The sequence below is a fragment of the Bacillus daqingensis genome, assembly GCF_042654445.1.
Taxonomy (GTDB): Bacteria; Bacillota; Bacilli; order Bacillales; family Salisediminibacteriaceae; genus Alkalicoccus; species Alkalicoccus luteus.
Window position 1 is genome coordinate 46193 of record NZ_JBHSGK010000005.1, and the last position, 16493, is coordinate 62685.

16 protein-coding genes are annotated in these 16493 nt (G+C 56.5%); 10 read left to right on the forward strand and 6 right to left on the reverse strand.

All coding sequences use genetic code 11. The features are described from left to right. Positions 1-141: 141 nt before the first annotated feature. From ACFO4L_RS06600 to ACFO4L_RS06625, 6 genes are all read left to right on the forward strand, one after another. Complete coding sequence (locus ACFO4L_RS06600; protein WP_377908905.1) at positions 142-942, forward strand: alpha/beta fold hydrolase; 801 nt, start codon at positions 142-144, stop codon at positions 940-942. A gap of 133 nt (positions 943-1075) precedes the next feature. Continuing rightward, on the forward strand, positions 1076-2197 hold the full coding sequence (locus tag ACFO4L_RS06605; RefSeq protein ID WP_377908906.1) for a sensor histidine kinase: 1122 nt from the start codon (positions 1076-1078) through the stop codon (positions 2195-2197). Then, positions 2194-2826, forward strand: coding sequence for a response regulator transcription factor (locus tag ACFO4L_RS06610; protein ID WP_377908907.1), 633 nt, complete (start codon positions 2194-2196; stop codon positions 2824-2826). The genes ACFO4L_RS06605 and ACFO4L_RS06610 overlap by 4 nt, the downstream gene beginning before the upstream one ends. 126 nt (positions 2827-2952) lie before the next feature. Next, positions 2953-3885, forward strand: a complete 933-nt coding sequence (locus ACFO4L_RS06615; protein ID WP_377908908.1) for an ABC transporter ATP-binding protein — start codon at positions 2953-2955, stop codon at positions 3883-3885. A gap of 13 nt (positions 3886-3898) precedes the next feature. Next, the gene (locus ACFO4L_RS06620; protein WP_377908909.1) at positions 3899-5140 is read left to right on the forward strand and encodes an ABC transporter permease; all 1242 of its coding nucleotides are present in this window, start codon (positions 3899-3901) and stop codon (positions 5138-5140) included. 1 nt (position 5141) lies between these two features. Beyond that, positions 5142-6218 (forward strand): ABC transporter permease, encoded by a 1077-nt coding sequence (locus ACFO4L_RS06625; RefSeq protein WP_377908910.1) that lies wholly within the window; start codon positions 5142-5144, stop codon positions 6216-6218. Between the two features lie 58 nt (positions 6219-6276). On the opposite strand, the gene alr is transcribed toward ACFO4L_RS06625, so the two are convergent. The 3 genes from alr to ACFO4L_RS06640 form a co-directional block, all read right to left on the reverse strand. Next, positions 6277-7413 (reverse strand): alanine racemase, encoded by a 1137-nt coding sequence (alr, locus tag ACFO4L_RS06630; RefSeq protein ID WP_377908911.1) that lies wholly within the window; start codon positions 7411-7413, stop codon positions 6277-6279. Between the two features lie 89 nt (positions 7414-7502). Continuing rightward, positions 7503-8636 carry an alanine dehydrogenase gene (ald, locus tag ACFO4L_RS06635; protein WP_377908912.1) on the reverse strand — a complete coding sequence of 378 codons (1134 nt, stop codon included), beginning with the start codon at positions 8634-8636 and terminating at the stop codon, positions 7503-7505. A gap of 103 nt (positions 8637-8739) precedes the next feature. Continuing rightward, positions 8740-9954, reverse strand: a complete 1215-nt coding sequence (locus ACFO4L_RS06640; RefSeq protein ID WP_377908913.1) for a PucR family transcriptional regulator — start codon at positions 9952-9954, stop codon at positions 8740-8742. A 197-nt stretch (positions 9955-10151) separates the two neighbouring features. Between ACFO4L_RS06640 and ACFO4L_RS06645 the strand changes: the two genes are divergently transcribed. Together ACFO4L_RS06645 and ACFO4L_RS06650 are read left to right on the forward strand one after the other, a co-directional pair. Beyond that, on the forward strand, positions 10152-11558 hold the full coding sequence (locus ACFO4L_RS06645) for an alanine/glycine:cation symporter family protein (RefSeq protein WP_377909157.1): 1407 nt from the start codon (positions 10152-10154) through the stop codon (positions 11556-11558). A 258-nt stretch (positions 11559-11816) separates the two neighbouring features. Continuing rightward, a complete protein-coding gene (locus ACFO4L_RS06650) occupies positions 11817-12005 on the forward strand; it encodes a hypothetical protein (RefSeq protein ID WP_377908914.1) in 189 nt (62 codons plus the stop codon). A 186-nt stretch (positions 12006-12191) separates the two neighbouring features. Here the strand turns inward: ACFO4L_RS06650 and ACFO4L_RS06655 are convergent, their stop codons facing one another. Continuing rightward, entirely contained in the window at positions 12192-12623 is a 432-nt protein-coding gene (locus tag ACFO4L_RS06655; protein WP_377908915.1) for a hypothetical protein, read from the reverse strand. 117 nt (positions 12624-12740) lie between these two features. Here ACFO4L_RS06655 and ACFO4L_RS06660 point away from each other — a divergent pair, with 117 nt between their 5' ends. Next, positions 12741-13307, forward strand: coding sequence for a sugar O-acetyltransferase (locus tag ACFO4L_RS06660; protein ID WP_377908916.1), 567 nt, complete (start codon positions 12741-12743; stop codon positions 13305-13307). A 31-nt stretch (positions 13308-13338) separates the two neighbouring features. Here ACFO4L_RS06660 and ACFO4L_RS06665 read toward each other — a convergent pair whose 3' ends face one another. After that, the gene (locus ACFO4L_RS06665) at positions 13339-13689 is read right to left on the reverse strand and encodes a hypothetical protein (protein WP_377908917.1); all 351 of its coding nucleotides are present in this window, start codon (positions 13687-13689) and stop codon (positions 13339-13341) included. A gap of 72 nt (positions 13690-13761) precedes the next feature. Beyond that, the gene (locus ACFO4L_RS06670; RefSeq protein ID WP_377908918.1) at positions 13762-15747 is read right to left on the reverse strand and encodes a penicillin-binding transpeptidase domain-containing protein; all 1986 of its coding nucleotides are present in this window, start codon (positions 15745-15747) and stop codon (positions 13762-13764) included. Between the two features lie 236 nt (positions 15748-15983). On the opposite strand from ACFO4L_RS06670, the gene rlmH reads away from it, so the two are divergent. Further along, the gene (gene rlmH / locus ACFO4L_RS06675; RefSeq protein WP_377908919.1) at positions 15984-16463 is read left to right on the forward strand and encodes a 23S rRNA (pseudouridine(1915)-N(3))-methyltransferase RlmH; all 480 of its coding nucleotides are present in this window, start codon (positions 15984-15986) and stop codon (positions 16461-16463) included. Positions 16464-16493: the final 30 nt, after the last annotated feature.

The following is a 16493-nucleotide window of genomic DNA, read 5'->3' on the forward strand; positions in this document are numbered from 1 at the left end:
CGCTCTTCCCCCCTGTTCAAACACTCTACCCTTAACGTACTAAACTAATCTGTAAAAATACAGTATTTTGCGCAGAGCCGTTTACCTGGAGAAAGAGAAGGAAAGAGACACCATACACCTTGAATTGAAAGGAGTCTGTTCATGGCACATCAGATTGAAACAGCACCCGGCGTGCATTTGCACGTGGAGGACGAAGGAAGCGGCAAGCCGGTGATCTTTATCCACGGCTGGCCGCTGAACGAAGCGATGTTCCACCGTCAGAAGCAGGCGGTAATTGAAAACGGCTATCGGTATATCGGCATTGATCTGCGTGGCTTCGGCCGCTCCGATCAGCCGGAGGAGAACTACATTTACGATACGTTTGCCTCCGACATTTTAGCGGTCGTCAAAGAGCTCGAGCTGGAGCAGTATTCGCTCGTCGGCTTTTCGATGGGCGGTCCGGTCGCAATCCGCTATGCGGTGAAATACGCCGGTGAACAGCTGGAGCAGCTGTTTCTGCTCGGACCCGCAGCGCCTAGCTTTACGAAGCGGATGGGCTACAGCCTCGGCATGGAAAAGGAAGACGTGGATGACTTGATGGAGGCGATCGACGAGGACCGGGAAAAGGCGCTTCAGGACTTCGGCGGCAATTTCTTTTATCAGGACGTGTCTGAGGAAGCGAAGCAGGAGCTGTTTGATTTGAGCATGCAGGCATCCAAACAGGCGACGATTTCGGCGGCAGAGGCGCTCCGCGATGAGGACCTCCGCGACGAAGCAGGTCACATCCGTGTTCCCGTAACGATTTTTCACGGACGACATGATGCGATTTGCGAGTTCGGCTTCGCAGAAGAACTGGAGCAGCGCATTCCGACAGTAACCGTCGTGCCGTTTGAAGAAAGCGGGCACGGGCTACACGTGGAAGAACCGGATAAACTGAATAAGGAACTGCTGCAGCGCCTGTAAGCAATCGGCTCCCGGATCACGCATCCGGGAGCTTTTTCATATATGACGGTCAGACAGGCGGAAGCCTTTTCCAAAAGTCTCTGTCCGCACCACTGCCTCTTCGCTATAATAGAGAGCAGAAGGGGGTGTCTTGGTGCGGTTCTTTTTGCTGCATGCCGGTCTGCTCGCTGCGGTATCAGCGGTCATCGCTGCAGCCGTGCCGCTGCCGTTTGACCGGCCCGTTTTTTACATACTCGGAAGCGTGTTTTTCGGTTTCTATTTTTCGCTCCTGCTCTGGCCGGTGCGTACGATCCCAATTGTGTCCGCCCAGCTGACGTGGGCGCTGCTTGTGAGCTGGCTGCTTCCGGCGGGCGACCCGCTGCTGCTGCTCATGGCGGTGCCGCTCATAACGGCAGCAATGCTTGATGACTCATATCCGGTGCTGACAGCGGCAGCCGGTGCTGCTTCGGTACTCATACCGGTCTTTTTCGCCGGCGTATTCGTCTGGGAGCTGCAGCTGCTGTTCCTTGTGCTTACGGCGGCGATCACCGCGCTCACGATGATGTATGTGCGTGACCGCTCCAAGGCGCACGCCGCGGAGCAGACGGCCGTGGAGCTGGAGCGGGAGAACCGCCGGCTTCGCCGCAGCGTGGAGCTGCAGGAACAGGAGGTCCGAGAAGAGGAACGGATCCGGATCGCCCGCGATATTCATGATTCGGTCGGCCATCAGCTGACGGCGCTCCTCATGCAGGCAGGCGTCTTAAAACGGTCGCTTGCAGGAGAGGAGCAGCTGCACGCGGAGCGAATTGAAGCGACCGCAGGTGAAGCGCTGGAACAGACGCGCGAAGCAGTGCGGCATATGCGCAGCGAAGAGCTGCCGGCCGGTGTGCATGCCGTGCTGCATCTTCTCCGAAAGCTGGAGCGGGAATCGCAGATGACAGTGCAGTGGAAGGCAGAAGACGGCTTTTTATCGGCTCCGTTTACGAATGATCAGCATATCGCCGTATACCGTTTCGTCCAGGAAGGCATGACGAACGCGATGAAGCACGGACGTACGAGAAGCGTCAGCCTGCACGTGCAGATCCGCGGCGGCCGTCAGGCGGTGCTCACGCTGCAAAACAGGACGACGCCGGAAACAGATCGCCCGGCAGGAAGCGGACTGAGAGGCTTAAGCGAGCGTTTTGATGCACTCGGCGGCCGGCTCGCCTGGGAGCACGGCGGAGACGTCTTTACGATGGAAGCCGTTTTTCCGCTTGAAAGGAGGGAACGCCCGTGAAACAGGTGCTGTTAGCAGAGGATCAGCAGATGGTTCGCCAGGGACTGAAAATGATGATCGAGGAAACAGGCGAATTCCGCGTTATCGTGGAGGCAGCGACGGGACAGGAAGCGGTCGAAAAAGGTGCCGAAGCGGCGATCGACGTCGCCGTACTCGATATTCGCATGCCGGAAAAGAGCGGCCTGGAAGCATGCCGGGAGTTGATTCGCCACCAGCCGGAGCTGCCGGTGCTCATGCTTACGACGTTCGATGATGACGCCTATGCAATTGAGGCACTGGAGAGCGGGGCTAAGGCTTTTATGCTCAAGGACGCCGATGCGGCAAAGCTGATCACTGCCATGAAAAAGGCGATCGAGGGAGGCATCACTATTGATGAAGGCACGGCCGGGCGAATCATCCCTGATTTAATGAAGCGGGAGCAGCCAAAGCCAGCGGACGTGCCGCTGACGAAACGGGAAAAAGAAATTACCATGCTCGTTGGAGACGGACGTACGAATCAGGAAATTGCGTCAGAATTATTTTTATCGGTCGGCACGGTAAAAAATCATATCTCGGTGATTTTGGATAAGCTGGAGCTTCGCGACCGGACTCAGCTTGCCATATACGCCATCCGCCACCATCTCGTGTAGCTTTCTGCTATGCGGGATTTTTTTTGTGACGGAGGTCATAGGTGCAGGTTAAAAAGAGGTGACCGAAGCTACGTCCTTTTTCTGTGAGGCGGCCGTAAACTAAAGGTAATAAAGGAGGCGGGCGCCATGCTGGAAGTGATGGACGTAACGAAAACATTCAAGGAGCGGACCGCGGTCAGCCGTGTGAATATGTACATTGAGAAGGGGGAAATCGTCGGACTGCTTGGACCTAATGGAGCGGGAAAGTCGACGACGATCTCGATGATCTCAAGCCTTATCACGCCGACGGAGGGGGAGATATACGCGGGCGGATTTTCTGTGAAAAAAGACCGGACAAATATCCGCCGCATGATCGGCGTCGTTCCGCAGGAGATCGCCCTGTTTCAGGATTTGACGGCGCTTGAAAACCTGCGCTTTTTCGGACGGGCCTACAAGCTGAAGGGGAGCGAGCTGAAGGAGCGCGTCGCACACGTGCTGGACGTCGTCGGACTCACCGAACGGGCGGGGGAGTTCGTGAAAACGTATTCCGGCGGCATGAAGCGGCGGCTGAACATCGCCGTCGCGCTCTTACACGAGCCGGAGCTGTTAATTATGGATGAGCCGACGGTCGGCATCGACCCCCAGTCGCGCAGCTACATTCTGGAAACGGTGCGCGAGCTGAACCGAACGAAGAACATGACGATTATTTACACGAGCCACTACATGGAGGAAGTCGAGTATTTGTGCGACCGGATCTACATTATGGATCACGGGGAGATCATTGCCGCCGGCACGAAACACGAGCTGAAGGCGATGCTCATGGAAGAAGACAGCATCGTCGTCACCCTCAACCAGAGCGCCGATGAGCTTGCTGAAGCACTGGAGGCGCGCGACGATATTACCCGCGTGCACGTTTCCGGACATGAGGCGGTTATCGCCGCGAAAAAGGATGCTCCGGTGCTGGAAACGGTCATTCAGCTGACGCGAAAAAACGGGGTGGAGCTAAAGTCGGTAGAAGTACGCTCCCCGAGCCTCGAGGATGTGTTTCTGCATCTGACCGGCCGGACGCTCCGGCAGTAGGGAGGAAACGCATATGCTAGGAATGATGCTCATAAAGGAAGTGAAACAGCTGCTGCGGGAGCGGAGCGAGCTGCTCACGCTGCTGCTGATGCCGGTTATTCTCATTACAATTTTAGGGAGCGCGCTGCAGGGTATGACGTCACCCGGTGCTGCAGGCGCCGGTCAGCTGGAAGCTGCCGTCGTCATGGAAGAACCGCTTGACGTGTCGCTTGCGCAGTTTCAGGACTTGCTGGAAAGAGAAGGCGTGCCTCCTGAGATGCAGAAAGCACTGCTGGAGGAAGCAAGGGCGGTATCTGTTCCCGAAATGTTTACGGAGATGCTTCAGTCACTGGAAGGAGACGGAGTGCTTGAGGTAAGCATCATAGACGACGCCGCGGATGTTCCGGAAGATGCTGCCGGCGTCTGGGAGTTTGACGAAGGCTACCGAGTCGATACGTGGCAGCAGATGTTTTTACAGGACGAGGTACCGGAGCCTGTGACCGTTCGTGTCGACAGCCAGCTTGGCATTATTGAAGGCATCACCGGGGCGTTTTTTGAGGAGCTGAACTGGCAGAAGGAAGCCGCCTATCTTGCCGAACAGGATGGGACGCCGGTGCCGGAAGCGGTGCAGACGGAGGTGGAGACCCGCCAGCTCGACAACCGCTCCGTCATCACGTCCTTTGATTACTACACGGCAGGCATGGCCGTCATGTTCGTGCTCTATACGGCTACGTTTCTCGCAAGCACCGCGCATACGGAACGACGCACGTACGTGTTTCAACGGCTGCTTACATCCAACGTGCCGCTCTGGCTGTACGTTGCCGGCAAGGGCGGCGCAGGCGTGCTGCTAGCGCTCGTGCAGCTCGCCGTCATTTTCAGCTTCTCCTCGCTCGTGTTCGGCGTCTCGTTTCAGAGTCTCGGTTTAACCGCCGTGATTGCGCTCGGTCTGGCTTTGACGGTCGGTTCGCTCGCAATGCTGCTCACTGCCGTCAACTACCGCCTGCGCAATGAGCAGGCGACGGCGCTGTTTGCAAGCGCCGGGGTCACGATCCTCGCCTTTCTCGGCGGCAGCTTCTTTAACGTCAGCCAGCTGTCGGAGACGATGGCGTTCATCGGCCGCATGCTCCCGAACGGGGCGGCGATGCAGAGTCTGCTTGCGGTGATGGGCGGAGCCGGTGCGGAGCTGATTTACCCGATGTTCGTGTCGATTTTCGCGTTCTGTATCCTTTGTATTACTGCTGCGATGCTTGTGTTTCCGCGAAAGGAGGATGTCTGAGATGAAAGCAGTCCTGTATCACTACGCCTGTACGATGCGCCGACGCCCGCTCGCCTTTTTCGGCAGCATGCTGCTCGCTATTTTGTTCGCGGCGGTCCTTGGCGGAGGCGGCGGGCAGCTTACCGTACCAGTCACGAGCGAGGACTTAAGCGACGAGGCACTCGCGGAAACAGCCGAAGACTTTTCAGCGCACGCCGGCGATGACATCGTGCTGCTTTCGACTTCAGTGGAACGGATGGAAGAGCGGATCCGCCGCAGCAGTCCGCCGTACGGGCTGATCTTAAATGAAGAAGATGCGGCCATTCTGCAAGTGTATGAAGCACCGGTGACGGCGCTCTTGATGACTGAGCTTAGAAGCTATTACCGGGAACAGGGGATAGAAGAAGCGGTCGCAGAGGTGCTCGATCTGGAAGCGTGGCAAGATCGCGTCGATACGTACGGCTTCAGCTACGAGATCGACCGGAGCGAGGGCGGCTTTCCCTATGACCCGGCGCTGCATCCGTTGTTCGGTTTCATGCTCTTTTTCATGATCTACGCCGTTGCCTTCAGTATTTCCAGCATCGTGCTGCAACGAAAGGAAGGGACGTGGGACCGGGTGATTCTTTCTCCGGTCACGAAGCTGCAGCTCTACAGCGGCCATGTGCTGTTTGCGTTTTTATTCGGTTTGCTGCAGATGTATATCATTCTCTTTTTGTTCCGCTTCGTGTTTCAGGTCGATTTTCACGGCGGCTTCTGGCTGACGCTTATCGTCGTGATCCCGTACGTGCTCGCGATCGTATCGCTCGGCATCCTGCTGAGCGGCCTCGTCAAATCCTACAAAATGCTCGACGCGGTCATTCCATTAGTCGGCGTGACCATTGCGATGCTCGGGGGCGCCTTTTGGCCGATTGAGATTGTACCGTCTGCGCTGCTGCAGCAAATCGGCGCGTTCACGCCGCTTAAGCACGGCATGGACCTGCTCATCGGCAGCACGTACGGCGGCGCGTCGATGGAGAGCCTGCTATTGTCGGCTTCCATTCTTCTGCTCATGAGCGTCGTATTCGCCGGCGTCGGCTTCAACCTGATGGAGCGGCGGTAGCTGAAAAGAGAAAAGGCGGTTCGGCCGGGGGACATCCCGGGCGAACCGCCTTTTTCATCTATTCGTATACTCGTGGCACGCGCGGGCTCACGCCGCAGACGATTTCGTAGTTAATCGTCCCCGTCCGTTCGGCGAGCTGGTCAATCGAAAATGTGACGTGATCATACACGCGCACGTTGAGTCCGGTCACGTCAATCATCGTCTGGTCCATGCAGACGCGGCCGACGAGCGGGGCCTCCTGGCCGTTCACGGTAACAGTTGCCTGATTGGAAGCAAGCCGCGGAAGGCCGTCGGCGTAGCCGATCGGAAGCGTTGCGATGTCACGCGGCTCGGTAAGCGTATGCGTGCGGCCGTAGCTGATCGTATGTCCGGCGTCGAGACGGCGGATAGACACGATCTGCGACGAAAGCGTCATTGCCTGCTCGAGTGGAAACGCAAGCGGCATCTCCGGATCCGGGCGCAGCCCGTAAAGGCTGATGCCGACGCGCACCATATCGAGGTGTTTATCCGGATGCAGCATCGTCCCGGCGCTGTTGCAGCAGTGCTTGACAGGGATCGATATCCCGGCCTCATCCAGGGCAGCAGCCATCGCTTGAAAGCGGGCAAACTGCTCGTCGGTGTATGGAGAAGACGGCGTATCGGCTTCGGCAAAGTGGGTGAACATGCCGTCAAGCGCCACATGTTCCGCCTTAAACAGCGGCGCGGCGATGTCGAGCAGCTGCTCCTTCGTCGTGATGCCGATGCGGCCCATGCCGGTTTCAATTTTTAGATGAACCCGGATTTGCTGACCGCTTGCGGCGATGCGGAGCGCTTCGTCTCGTGCGTCAGTGGCAAAGACGGTGAGCGCGATGTCGTGGTCTGCTGCCGTCTGCATCGCTTCCGGTGCGGTATGCCCCATGACGAGAATCGGCACGGTGATGCCGGCCTTCCGGAGCGCGACCGCTTCATCTAAAATCGCAACGCCAAGCGACTCCGCCCCGCCGCGGAGAGCGGCTTCTGCCGCTTCCACAGCGCCGTGGCCGTAGCCGTTTGCTTTCACTACTGCCATCAGGCTGCTGCCGGGGGAAAGATGGCTGTGAAACGCACGGGCATTCTGCTCGATGGCGCTTAGGGAAATAGAGGCTGTTGTCTGTCTAAAGCTGTCTGTCTTCATCGTGGACATCCTTTCCTGATCACGTGTCCGCTGAGAAACCATGCGTTTTCAGCTCCTTTTTGTATGTAGTCGAATGAGTAAACGTAAAGAAGAGGGTGCCGGTGATGGCACCCTCTCCAATATATCACGTTTTACGCGAAAATTCCGTCTGCGCCGAGCGCTTTTTCTACGGAGACGTAGTCGTAGCCGAGGTCGCGGGCTACTGCTTCGTACGTGACGCGGCCGTTTGCCGTGTTCACCCCCTTTGCGAGCGCGCTGTTATCCGCTACAGCCTGATAGACGCCTTTATTGGCAATCTGCAGCGCGTAGTTCATCGTGACGTTCGTGAGTCCGATCGTGGACGTACGCGGCACGGCACCCGGCATGTTTGCTACCGTGTAGTGGACGACGCCGTGCTTCGTAAACGTTGGATCGTCGTGCGTCGTAATGCGGTCGACCGTTTCAATGATGCCGCCCTGATCAATCGCAACGTCGACGACGACCGAGCCGTCGCTCATGGACGCGATCATCTCTTCCGTGACGAGCTTCGGCGCCTTCGCACCAGGGATAAGCACCGCTCCGATGACGAGATCTGATTCTTTCACCGCTTCTGCGATTGTCAGCGGGTTGGACATAATCGTCTGAATGTCGTTGCCGAACTGGTCGTCGAGCTGACGGAGACGGTCCGCGCTCAAGTCGATCATCGTCACGTCGGCACCGAGGCCGATTGCGATTTTGGCTGCATTCGTTCCGACGACACCGCCGCCGATGATCGTCACTTTGCCGCGCTTCACGCCAGGGATACCGGAAAGCAGAATGCCTTTCCCGGACTTCGGCTTTTCAAGCAGCTGCGCGCCGATCTGGGACGCCATGCGGCCGGCAACTTCGCTCATCGGAGTGAGGAGCGGCAGCGTGCCGTTTACTTCCACGGTTTCGTAAGCGATAGCTGTCACACCGCTTTTCGTCAGCGCTTCTGCAAGCGCCGGCTCTGCAGCGAGGTGCAGGTACGTGAACAGGATCAGTCCTTCGCGGAAATAACCGTACTCGGATGCGAGCGGCTCTTTTACCTTCATCACCATGTCCGATTTTGCCCACACGTCCGCAGCTTCTGCGATCATGTCTGCTCCGGCTGCCTGATAGTCTGCATCTTCAAAGCCGCTGCCGACACCGGCACCTGCCTGTACGAGCACCGTGTGCCCCTGCTTCGCAAGCGTCATCACGCCGGCTGGTGTAATCGCGACACGGTTTTCACTGTTCTTAATTTCTGTTGGAATACCAATAATCATGGATTCGCCCTCCCAGACTCAGATTCTATCGCAAGTATAGGGGGTGGGGCGGGCACTCCGCATTGTGAGGATCAAAAAACGTGTAAGCGTTTGTTTGTGAAAATTAACGAACGTCTGTGAGGAGTTTCACATCCATGTAAAGCCCGAGCTTTTGAATCGGGTTCTTTAAATCGACGCCGGAAATGTCCTGGATCCGCTTCAGCCGGTAGGTGAGCGTGTTGATATGGCAGTGCAGCCTCGCTGCAGCCTGCGTCATGCTGCCGTCTTCCTCTAAATAGACAGACAGCGTCTCGAGCATGTGCGAATCGTGCTCCGCGTCATACTGCTTCAGCCTGGAGAGAGCCGGATTTTCCTTTAAGCCCGGGAGGAGACCGGACTGCTCGAGAATGTCGACGTAGCGGAAGACCCCAAGCTCGTGATAAAACCAGGCGTTCGCGAGCTCATCCGGAAAGCGGGCCTTCATCGACGCGACGTTTACCGCTTCCTCGAGGCTTGCGGGAAGACGGGAGAAGTCTTCGGTGAAACTGCCAATACCGGTGAATAGCGCGACCTCTCCCTGGATCCGCTCCTGCAGAGAAGCCGCAAAACTCGCCGCATCCTTGGCGTCGTCGGTCGTTTTCGGGCGAATGAGCACGTAAACGTGCTGCTCGTCTTGTGTGTGAACCACAATATCGACCTGCTGCGTCGTCTGCAGCGCGTACGTGAGCCGCCGGTAGCTGTCGTTGTTCAGTCCGTCCGCATAAAGAGCGGCAACGGCAAGCGGTGTCTGCGTCCGGATCGAGGCCTGCTCGAGCAGGCGGCATACGTCGTCATGGCTGCCGGCCTCTCCGGTGAGCAGCTGCCAGAAAAGCTCCTCGTGACTCTGCTCGCGCCGCTGCTTCTGACGGTTCAGCTGCAACAGCTGGTTTTTGGCCTTGGAGGCAGCGAGCTGCAGCTCCTCCAGCGCTGTTTTATTAAGTCGGCGCTCCTGGTCGATCACCCAGATGTAGCCGAGCACCTCGCCGCGGCGACGGATCGATACCGCAACGCGGCGGCCGAGGCCGATCGTATCAATCGGATCGATGATCACCGGCTCATCCTGCTGGTTCAGCCGCGGAATGATGCCTTCCTTCCAGAAGCGGTTAATGACCTTCTCCGGCACGCGCCGGCTGATGATCGTGCGGATCCGGGCCTCGTCGGTGCTGTCATGGTGCGAGCTGTAGGCAAGCAGATGATGGTTCGCATCCTCCAGCGTCACCGGCACCTCCAGATGCGCGCTGACCGCATCGACAAATTCTTCTAACGTATCAAACGCCCGGTGGAACGGGTGGTCGGTCATGGTGAGACACCTTCCTTATGCGCGATTTCCAAAAAGCGGTGAGTTCTGCTTCAGGAAAAAAGACTTTGTAGAGAGAAAACAACGGAAGCGTTTTCAAATTGTGTATATGTACGAATGCATTCCGTTTTCCCCATGATAGAATAACACACGTGTGAAAGCCGGGAAATATGCCGGCAGACAGGGGGACGACAGCGATGATGGACATTCTTGATGCAATTAACGCGGTGCTCTGGGGACCGCCGAGCCTGCTTCTCCTCTTCGGGACAGGCTTATTTTTAACGATTGTGCTGCGCGGACTGCAGTTTCGCAAGCTGATGTACGCGTTTAAAATCGGATTCGGGAAAGAAGATAAGGACGACAAAAACGCCGAAGGGGACGTCAGTCATTTTAAAGCATTAATGACAGCGCTTGCGGCGACGATCGGAAACGGCAACATCGCCGGTGTCGCAACCGCCATCACGCTCGGGGGGCCAGGCGCGATCTTCTGGATGTGGATCGTCGGTCTGCTCGGCATGGCGACCAAATACGCAGAGGCCCTGCTTGCAGTGAAATACCGCGTCAAAAACAGCCGCGGCGAATATTCCAGCGGACCGATGTATTACATAGAACGCGGGCTCGGTCCCCGCTTTAAGCTGCTCGCCGTCGCATTCGCCGTGTTCGGCGCGTTTGCCGCGCTCGGCATCGGCAACAGCGTCCAGTCCAATACGATTGCGGGCGTAACGAATGAAAGCTTTGGCATTCCAAACTGGGTGACCGGCGTGCTGCTCGTCCTGCTCGTGAGCGTCATCATCTTCGGCGGCATTCAGCGTATCGCGGGCGTCGCGAGCTTTTTCGTGCCGATCATGGCCTTTCTTTATATGGGAGGAGCGACGATCATCCTTATTTTGAATATGGACATGATCCTTCCTGCGTTTGAACTGATTTTCTACTATGCCTTTAATCCGGTCGCAGCGGCCGGCGGCTTCCTCGGGGTCGTGGTTTCAGAAGCGATCCGCCACGGCGTCGCGCGCGGCATTTTCTCCAACGAAGCCGGACTCGGTACGGCGGCACTCATCGCCGGAAATGCCCGCGCCGATCATCCGGTCAAGCAGGCGCTCGTTGCGATGACAGGAACGTTTATCGTGACGATCATCGTCTGTACGATGACCGGCCTGACGCTGCTCATTACTGGTTTCTGGGATCCGTCCGGAGGAGAGCTGTCCGGCGTGGCTCATGACGCCGGCTTAGAAGGAGGCGCGCTCACAAGCGCCGCATTCGCCTCCGTTCTCGGCGGCATCGGGGAATACATCGTCGCCTTCTCCGTCATCTTTTTCGGCTTCTCGACGATCGTCGGCTGGTACGTGTACGGGGAAAAATGCTTTGAGTACATTGCAGGACCAAAAGGAATCGCAGGCTACCGCGTTGTTTACGTCGCAGCCTGCGGCATCGGCACCGTCGCGAACCTCGCGACCGTCTGGGCATTTGCCGACATGGCCAACGCACTGATGATGATTCCGAACCTGATCGCCCTGCTGCTGCTCTGGAAGGTCATCGTCGCCGAAACAAACGACTACTTCCAGCGCTTTTACGAGCAAGCCGAGCAAGCTGTACGAAAAGCAGGATAAGACGAAAAACTGCCTTTGCGGGCAGTTTTTTTTGCTTCGAGAGCCTTATTCGCAAGTGATGGGGACTAATCGCAGAGGGGAGGGCGTTTATGAGCAGGGAAAGCCGCTTTATGAGGAGGGAAACATCGTTTACGAGGAGGTTTTTGCTCGTTATGAGGAAGTGCACGGTGTTTATGAGAAACCGGGAACGGATCGGAGCAGGATAGGACCGCTTTCGGCCGCTGCCGAAAGCATCAACTGTTGAAGCACTATGCGTAAGTGAAGGGGACTAATCGCAGAGGGGAGGGCGTTTATGAGCAGGGAACCCCGCTTTATGAGCAGGGAAACGTCGTTTATAAGGAGGTTTTTGCTTTTTATGAGGAAGTAGACGGTGTTTATGAGAAACCGGGAACAGCACCGGGCAGGATAGGACCGCTTTCGGCCGCTGCCGAAAGCATCAACTGTTGAAGCGCTATTCGTAAGTGAAGGGGACTAATCGCAGAGGAGAGAGCGTTTATGAGCAGAGAAACCTGCCTTATGAGGAGGAAATAGTCATTTACGAGGAGGTTTTTGCTTTTTATGAGGAAGTAGACGGTGTTTATGAGAAACCACCAAACAGAAAAAGGCTTCCGGTCCGTGCCGGAAGCCTTGTCATTACGTCTCTGCCTGCCGTTTTTGCCCGGGAGACTGCTTAACATTGCGGTACATCCCTCGTCCAAGCCGCAGCAACACATAAAAGACGAGCGCGTTAAGCGCGAGCACAAGGACGTCTAACGAGATGCGTTTGCCAATCGGCTGCACCGTGATCCAGGGAAACGGAAAGCCAGTGCTGCTCCCGCTTCTAAATCCATCTGACATGAATATAAAAGCAGAAGCAAGTGCGAGCACATAGGCGATAAAGGGAAGGTTTGTGTGCAGGCGCATGTTCCCACCGAATACGTAAACGCCTAAAATTCCTAAAAGAAAAGCCGCGATGATACTGAGTGTGACGAAGAAACCGACGGACAGTCCGAACGGTCCGAGACTGAATAGAATGCCGAACAGGACGACTGTGAGTAAAAACAGCACCTGTCGATCCACGTTCATGATGCATCACTCCGTTTATGTTTCCATTAGTATGGCAATTGTAACATAATTGGGAAATGCCTGCAGGCCACTGTCTTTGCTATACTGAAGGCAGCTTGAAGAAAAAGGAGACCGCCTATGCAATCAGAAAAGGAATTAATGCTGGCAGGGGAGATGTACCGCCCGGAGGATCCGGAGCTCGTGCGGGACCGCGAAACCATTCGCGAGCGTGTACAGGACTACAACGCGACAACGATTTATGAAACGGAAAAGCGGACGGCGATGCTAAAAGAGATGCTCGGCTCGACCGGAAGCACAGTTGTCATGGAGCCGAACATCCGCTTTGACTACGGCTATAACACCCACGTCGGCGAGAACTTTTTCGCGAACTTCGACTGTACCATTCTTGACGTGTGCGAGGTGCGTATCGGTGACAACTGCATGATGGCGCCGAGCGTGCATATTTACACGGCGACGCATCCGCTTGATCCCGTGCTGCGCAATTCCGGCCGCGAGTTTGGCAGACCGGTGACGATCGGAAACAACGTCTGGTTCGGCGGCGGAGCGATCGTCAATCCGGGTGTTACGATCGGGGATAATGCCGTGATCGCCTCCGGTGCTGTCGTCACAAAGGACGTGCCGGCGAACACCGTTGTCGTCGGTAATCCTGCGAACGTTATCAAGCATATCGCACCGAACGAATAAACAGCCGGGGGGATGCCCTCCGGCTGTTTCCTTATGACTCTAAGTGAAGCTCTCCGCCGGATGTGTCCAGCTGGGTGATCGTGCCTGATTCATCCAGGCCGTAGCGGTACCATTCGCGCGGCTCATTGTAAAAGGAGACCTTCGTTACGTGCGCCTTGCGCTCTTCCAGCACGTAGTCGTATTTCGTGTGGATCACCGTGTAGTCCCTGGCTTCGTAGCCCATTTCCTCTTCCAAATAGCGCACCGTTTCCGCCTCGACCTTTTCAAGCTCCGCGTCTGTCGATTCCACCGTAATCGCGTAAAAGCTGACGGCAGCGAGACAGAGGACGAGCGCTGCTATGATTCCCTTCTTCATGCCGTATCCGACCTTTCCGAAAAACATCTGTCCATCCTGTACGTAATCAAGTAAGCAACTGCAACAACCGGAGCGGAAAAGCCTATTCGTTCACGACTATCATTCGATCGTTTCCCAGAACGATTCCGCAAGATCAACTGCGTAGCTGCTGCCGCCGACGTCCTCGGCGTTTTGGATCATAAAGGTGGCTACATATTCATCGTCGTAGCTCGTAAACCAGCCGATCTGCTCGCCGTCCTCGACAGTTTGATCGCTCTTCAGCTCCGCGGTACCGGTTTTTCCGGCAACGTCACGCGCCCAGCCGCTGCGATAGGCCGTGCCCTCTTCCTCCTGCGTCACCGCCTCGAGCGAGTCATGCACGACCGCGGCGGTTTCCGGACTGAACAGCTCGGTTTCGCCGCCGTCGCCGAACAGCACCGGCTCGATCATCGTACCGTCATTGACGAATGCGGTATAAAGAGCCGTGATATGCACTGGCGATATTTCAACTTCCCCCTGGCCGTAGCCGGAGTCCGCCAGCAGAATCTCGGTATCGAGTCCCTCATTTGCCAGCTGAGCGTCATGTACCGGAAAGTCATAGCTGAAGCCGCCGTCCATCCCGAACGTTTCCCCCCAGCTTTCCATTGCATCCGCCCCAATTTCAAGCGCCTCCTGAGCAAAATAAATGTTGTCGGACAGCTGCATGGCGGTCGTGAGATCCACCTCGGTTTCGCTGTCGTTCACGCGCGTAATCGAATAGCCGCCCCAGCTGTCGTCCGCCTGCCACTGCTCGCCTTCGATCGTTCGCGTCGCTGACGGATCGAGCGTTTCTTCCTCCAGCCCGATCGCGGCCGTAAACGGCTTCCAGATCGACCCTGGCGAATACGCGTTTTGGAAACGACGCTCAAACAAGACATCGGTCGTTTCCAGCCCATCGGCGCGCGGGTCCGGAAGCTGCAGGTAGCGCAGGTTGGCGTCAAAGGCCGGAGTGCTCACAAGTGCGAGCGTGTCGCCGTTTTGCGGATCGAGCACAACCGCCGCACCGGAGTCTTCATCTAAAATCTCATAGACGTCCGCCTGCAGCTCCGCGTCAATCGTGAGCGTCACGTCTTCACCGTCTACGGGCGCTTCCTCCTGAATCACGTCACGCACGTCGCCGTCCTCATCGGTCACCGCAAGCCGGAAACCGCTTTGTCCGCGCAGCTCTTCTTCAAGCAGAAGCTCGACGCCGTTTTTCCCGATATACGACTCCGACTGGTAGCCGGTCGTCTCTTCCAGCTCTTCTCCGGTGATCGGGCCGATGTGGCCGACCAGATGCCCGGTTTCTGCACCGTACGGGTATACCCGGCCATCTTCACGGTTTAAGAGCACTCCGGGAATGTCCGTCAGCTCGTCAACACGGTCGTCGGTGAGCGCGATCGTCTGAATCGGTGCGAACCAGTCCGGGTTATCCGGATACATCTCCGCCCGGGCGAGCGCATCGTCGGCGTCAATGCCAAGTACGTCCGCAAAGGCTTCAGCGCTCTCCTCAACGTCCTCTGCTGCTTCCGGCACGATGCCCGCTTCATAAATCTCACCGTTGACCGCAAGCGCTTCGCCGTTTCTGTCCAAAATCTCGCCGCGGATCGGTTCCTCGCGGCTGATCGCAAGCCGGTCGTTCGGCTGCTGCATCCCGTAAAAGAAGTGCGCCGGCTCCCAGATGACTTGCCACTCGGTTTCCTCCTCAGCTACTTCCACCTGCTCCACGAGCACGTCTGTTGTAACAGAAATATCGCCGGCTTCTGTCGTAAACACCGTTTCGACTTCGTAGGTGATGCTGTCGATTTCACCGTAGTCCGGCGGCTCTTCTTCCGTATACTCCGGCGTTGTGACGCTGCCGGTTTCTACTTCAATACCGGCGTCCCCGTATACCGTTTCATAGCGCTCCGCAAATTCCCAGTCAATATCGGCTATCGAATCCGCATCAATTTCTGCTTCCATCGCCTCGAAGTCACCGGACGACCAGGCGTTTATGTAAGGTGTGAGCGTCGTTTCCTGCGGGTTTTCCGGCTCCTCCGAGCAGGCCGCAAGCAACACGACCACACCAAGTGCTGCAGCTTTTTTCATGCTAAATGCCCCCCTTAAAGCGATCTCTACTACGTACTATACAGGAGTATAGACGGAAACTCGATGCAGAAGGGTGCGCAAATCCGGAAGAAAAAGGAACATTTTTTCATGTAAGCAGACGCGTCTGCATGTAGATCTGTCTACAAGTAGATCGCCGGGAAACGTGCTGTTTCACGTGAAACAAAAAACTATCAATATGATAAGCTGGAGAAAACAAACGGGAAAGAGGGACGGTCATGCAGATCACGATTATCAGCGTCGGCAAGCTGAAGGAGAAATACTTGAAGCAGGGAATAGCGGAATTTGAAAAGCGGCTCAGCGCCTACTGCAAGCTGCAGCTTGTGGAAGTGAGCGACGAGCAGGCACCGGAGACGATGAGTGAGAAGGAAATCGAGCAGGTGAAGGAAAAGGAAGGGGAGCGGATTTTGCAGAAGATCAAGCCGGGGCACTACGTGTACGCGCTCGATCTTGGCGGCAAGCAGCGCACATCGGAAGCCTTCGCCAATGAACTCGAAAAACTCTCCATCCACGGCAAAAGCCAAATCGCCTTCGTCATCGGCGGCTCCAACGGCCTAAGCGAAAGCGTACTTAAGCGAGCAGACGCCAGCATCAGCTTCTCAAAAATGACCTTCCCGCACCAGCTCATGAAACTGATCCTCATCGAGCAAGTGTATCGCGCGTTTCGGATAATGAAGGGGGAACCGTATCATAAGTAAATGAGGTTTTTTTCACTAAGAATTATTATA

Bases quoted from the DNA above. Each gene is read 5' to 3' on its own strand.
- ACFO4L_RS06670 (WP_377908918.1), bottom strand. From the start codon at position 15,747: ATGAAAAAAGCTGCAGCACTTGGTGTGGTCGTGTTGCTTGCGGCCTGC.
- rlmH (WP_377908919.1), top strand. From the start codon at position 15,984: ATGCAGATCACGATTATCAGCGTCGGCAAGCTGAAGGAGAAATACTTG.
- ACFO4L_RS06600 (WP_377908905.1), top strand. From the start codon at position 142: ATGGCACATCAGATTGAAACAGCACCCGGCGTGCATTTGCACGTGGAG.
- ACFO4L_RS06655 (WP_377908915.1), bottom strand. From the start codon at position 12,623: ATGAACGTGGATCGACAGGTGCTGTTTTTACTCACAGTCGTCCTGTTC.
- ACFO4L_RS06645 (WP_377909157.1), top strand. From the start codon at position 10,152: ATGGACATTCTTGATGCAATTAACGCGGTGCTCTGGGGACCGCCGAGC.
- ACFO4L_RS06660 (WP_377908916.1), top strand. From the start codon at position 12,741: ATGCAATCAGAAAAGGAATTAATGCTGGCAGGGGAGATGTACCGCCCG.
- ald (WP_377908912.1), bottom strand. From the start codon at position 8,636: ATGATTATTGGTATTCCAACAGAAATTAAGAACAGTGAAAACCGTGTC.
- ACFO4L_RS06615 (WP_377908908.1), top strand. From the start codon at position 2,953: ATGCTGGAAGTGATGGACGTAACGAAAACATTCAAGGAGCGGACCGCG.
- ACFO4L_RS06620 (WP_377908909.1), top strand. From the start codon at position 3,899: ATGCTAGGAATGATGCTCATAAAGGAAGTGAAACAGCTGCTGCGGGAG.
- ACFO4L_RS06625 (WP_377908910.1), top strand. From the start codon at position 5,142: ATGAAAGCAGTCCTGTATCACTACGCCTGTACGATGCGCCGACGCCCG.
- alr (WP_377908911.1), bottom strand. From the start codon at position 7,413: ATGGTTTCTCAGCGGACACGTGATCAGGAAAGGATGTCCACGATGAAG.
- ACFO4L_RS06665 (WP_377908917.1), bottom strand. From the start codon at position 13,689: ATGTTTTTCGGAAAGGTCGGATACGGCATGAAGAAGGGAATCATAGCA.
- ACFO4L_RS06640 (WP_377908913.1), bottom strand. From the start codon at position 9,954: ATGACCGACCACCCGTTCCACCGGGCGTTTGATACGTTAGAAGAATTT.